This is a genomic window from Nonomuraea sp. NPDC003201, assembly GCF_053590415.1.
Window position 1 is genome coordinate 1 of the sequence record NZ_JBSFTC010000558.1, and the last position, 4050, is coordinate 4050.

General features: G+C 75.2%; 3 protein-coding genes. All 3 read left to right on the forward strand.

Annotated features, from left to right (window positions below; translation table 11 throughout):
• A partial coding sequence (hpnE, locus tag ACWDX9_RS60595) for a hydroxysqualene dehydroxylase HpnE (RefSeq protein ID WP_449972997.1) occupies positions 1-1043 on the forward strand: 1043 nt, incomplete at its 5' end.
• Positions 1040-2050 carry a polyprenyl synthetase family protein gene (locus tag ACWDX9_RS60600; RefSeq protein ID WP_449972999.1) on the forward strand — a complete coding sequence of 337 codons (1011 nt, stop codon included), beginning with the start codon at positions 1040-1042 and terminating at the stop codon, positions 2048-2050. The genes hpnE and ACWDX9_RS60600, both read left to right, overlap by 4 nt.
• A gap of 1 nt (position 2051) precedes the next feature.
• Positions 2052-3929, forward strand: a complete 1878-nt coding sequence (gene shc / locus ACWDX9_RS60605; RefSeq protein WP_449973001.1) for a squalene--hopene cyclase — start codon at positions 2052-2054, stop codon at positions 3927-3929.
• The last annotated feature ends 121 nt before the right edge of the window (positions 3930-4050 follow it).

Here is a 4050-nt window from a genome sequence, read left to right on the forward strand (position 1 = left end):
GGCGGCTGCGCCGCGCCGCGTTGCCCGGCCCGCTCCACTTCGTGCCCGCGCTCGCGCGCTACCGCCTGCTCGGGCCGGGCGACCGGCTCCAGGCCCTGCGCGGCTCGCTCGCGCTGAGCAGGCTCGACCCGGCTGACCCGGCTCTCGACACGGTGACGTTCGGGAGCTGGCTGGCGGCGCACGGCCAGCGGGACCCGGTACGGCAGGCGCTCTGGGACCTGCTCGCGGTCGCGGCCCTGAACACGGGGGTCGAGGAGGCCGCGCTCGGCCCGGCGGTGAAGGTGTTCAAGACCGCGATGCTCGGCCGGCCGGACGCCGCCGACCTGGGCATCCCCCTGGTGCCGCTCGGCGAGCTGCACGACACCGCCGCCAGGGCCGCCATCGCGGGACGCGGCGGCGCGGTGCGGCTGTCGGCGAAGGTCACGGCCATCGAGCCGGGCCCGGCCGTCGTCGTGGACGGCGTCCGGGTCCAGGCGTCGGCGGTCGTCGTGGCGACGCGCCACGAGCAGGCCGCGAAGCTGGTCCCCGCGGAGGCGGCACCCGCCCGGGACGGATGGGGCGCCCTGGACGCGAGCCCCATCATCAACGTCCACGCGGTCTACGACCGGCCGGTCATGCGGGGGCCGTTCGTCGCGGTCACCGGCTCGCCCGTGCAGTGGGTGTTCGACAAGACCCGGGTCGCCGGGCTCGGCGAGGGCCAGTACCTGACGGTGTCGGTGTCCGTCGCGGACACGTGGATCGACCGGCCGACCGCGGACCTGCGCGAGACCTTCGTCCCGGCGCTGCGCTCGGTGTTCCCGGCCGCGCGCGAGGCCACGATGACCGACTTCTTCGTCACCAGGGAACGGCGCGCGACGTTCCGCCAGGGCCCCGGCAGCGGGGCGCTCCGACCAGGAAGCGCCACCCGGTGGCCCGGCCTCTATCTCGCCGGCGCCTGGACCGACACCGGCTGGCCGGACACGATGGAGGGCGCCGTACGCAGCGGGCTGCACGCCGCACGCCTGGTCAGACAGCATGTGCGAGATCAGGAGAGCGTGTCATGACCCTGACCCTGCCGCCGGCGGAGGCCGCCCGCGAGCTCGTCGAGCCGGTGCTGCGCGAGGCCGTCGGCCGCCTCGACCCGCGCATCGCCCGCGTCGCCCGCTACCACTTCGGCTGGACCGACGGCGACGGCCGGCCCCGCGCGGCCGGTGGCAAGGCGCTGCGGCCCACGCTCGCGGTGCTGTCGGCCCGGGCCGCGGGAGCGGACATCGAACGGTGCCTGCCCGCCGCCGCCGCGCTGGAGCTGGTGCACGCGTTCTCCCTGCTGCACGACGACGTCATGGACGACGACCCGGTGCGCCGGCACCATCCGGCCGCCTGGACGGTCTTCGGCCGCTCCCAGGCGATCCTCTGCGGCAACGCGCTGTTCGCCCTGGCCCTGGAACTGCTGCTGGAACAGGGCACCCCCGGCTACGCGGCGGCCGCCCGCGCGCTCAACCACGCCACGCTCTCGCTCATCGCGGGCCAGACCCTGGATCTGGAGTTCCAGGACCGCGGCGACGTGACGCGGGAGGAGTGCCTGCTGATGTCGCGGCACAAGACCGCCTCGCTGCTCGCCTGCGCCTGCTCGATCGGCGTCACGGCGGCGGAAGGTCCCGCCTCGCTGGCCGGCGCTCTGGACGCGTTCGGCACGGAGGCCGGGCTGGCCTTCCAGCTGACCGACGACCTGCTCGGCATCTGGGGACGACCCGAGGTGACCGGCAAGCCGGTGCTGGCCGACCTGCGGGTCCGCAAGAAGAGCCTGCCCGTGGTCGCCGCGCTCACCAGCGGTACGGAGGCCGGACGCCGCCTCGCCGGGCTGCTGGCCAGGCCCGGGGAGCTGACGGAGGCCGACCTGCGCGAGGCCGCCGGCCTGGTCGAGCAGGCGGGCGGCCGGGCCTGGGCCGAGCTGGAGGCCGGGCGGCGCTTCGACGCCGCGACCCGGTACCTCGACGCCGCGGACCTGCCCGCGGACGTGCGCGCCGAATTCCTGCACATCGCCCGATTCATCACATCCAGGGACCACTGACATGACCACCCTCGAGACGACCCCGAGCCTGCTCACCGACGCCGAGCACGCCCTCCGGGCCGCCTGCGATCACCTGATCGGCCTGCGGTCCCCGGAGGGCTGGTGGAAGGGCGAGCTGCAGACGAACGTGAGCATGGACGCGGAGGACCTGCTGCTGCGGCAGTTCCTCGGCATCCGCACCGAGGAGGACACGGCGGAGGCCGCCCGGTGGATCCGTTCGGAGCAGCGGGCCGACGGCACGTGGGCCAACTTCCACGGGGGGCCCGCGGAGCTGTCCACCACAATCGAGGCGTACACCGCGCTGCGGCTCGCGGGCGATCCGCCCGACGCGGAGCACATGCGGGCCGCGGCGCAGCAGGTCCGGGCCATGGGCGGGATCGAGGCGAGCCGGGTGTTCACCCGGGTCTGGCTGGCCCTGTTCGGGGAGTGGCCGTGGCGGGACCTGCCGGTCATGCCGCCCGAGATGATCTTCCTGCCCTCGTGGTTCCCGCTCAACGTCTACGACTGGGCCTGCTGGGCCAGGCAGACGATCGTGCCCCTGACCGTCGTGACCGCGTACCGGCCGGTGCGCAGGCTGCCGTTCGAGCTGCCCGAGCTGCGGACCGGCCGGGCGCCGCGCCGTGCCGGGGGCGGGGGCTGGGAGGCGGTGTTCGGCGCGCTGGACCGGGCGTTGCACCGGTACGAGCGGCGCCCGTCGCGGACCCTGCGGCGGGCCGCGCTGAGGCGCGCCGTGGACTGGGTGGTCGCCCGCCAGGAGGCCGACGGCTCCTGGGGCGGGATCCAGCCGCCGTGGGTGTACTCGATCATCGCGCTCCACCTCTCCGGCTACGACCTGGACCATCCGGTGATGCGCAAGGCGATCGGAGGGCTCGACCGGTTCACCGTCCGCGACGAGAAGGGGCGCCGGCTGGAGGCGTGCCAGTCCCCCGTATGGGACACGGCGCTGGCGGTCAACGCGCTGCTCGACGCGGGCACCCCCGCCGATCATCCGGCCGTCACCGGGGCCGCCGACTGGCTGCTGCGCGAGGAGGTCACGAGGCCGGGAGACTGGGCGGTGCGCAGGCCGGGCCTGCCGCCCGGCGGCTGGGCTTTCGAGTTCGACAACGACGGCTATCCCGACATCGACGACACCGCGGAGGTGGTGCTCGCGCTGCGCCGGGTGGACCGCCCCGGCGCGCGGCCGGCGATCGAGCGCGGGGTCCGCTGGATGGCCGGCATGGCGAGCGCCGACGGCGGCTTCGCGGCGTTCGACGCCGACAACGACCGCGCGCTCTGCACCAAGCTGCCCTTCTGCGACTTCGGCGCGGTGATCGACCCGCCGTCCGCCGACGTCACCGCGCACGTCGTCGAAGCCCTGGCCAAGGAGCGGCCCCACTCCCCCGTCCTGCGCAGGGCCGTGATCTGGCTGCTCAAGGCGCAGGAGGGGGACGGATCGTGGTTCGGCCGCTGGGGCGCGAACCACGTCTACGGCACCGGGGCCGCCGTGCCCGCCCTCGTCGCCGCGGGGGTCCGTCCAGGACATCCCTCCGTACGCCGGGCCGTCGCCTGGCTGGAACGCCACCAGAACGACGACGGCGGCTGGGGCGAGGACCTGCGCTCCTACCGCGACCCGGCCTGGATCGGCCGCGGGGCCTCGACCGCCTCGCAGACCGCCTGGGCGCTGCTGGCCCTGCTCGCCACCGGCGAACGCTCCCCGGCGGTGGAAAGAGGCGTGCGCTGGCTGGTCGAGCGGCAGCGGCCGGACGGCACCTGGGACGAGCCGTACTTCACCGGCACGGGCTTCCCCGGTGACTTCTACATCAACTACCACCTCTACCGGCTCGTCTTCCCGATCAGCGCCCTCGGGCGCTACCTGCGCCGCGACCTGGAGCTCTCATGACCGGACTGCTGATCTGCGCCGCGCTCGGGATCGAGGCCCGCGCGGTCAGGCGCGGCCTGCCGGCCCACCTCGCCAGGGTCGTCGTCACCGGGGTCGGCCCGCGGCGGGCGGCCCGCGCGGC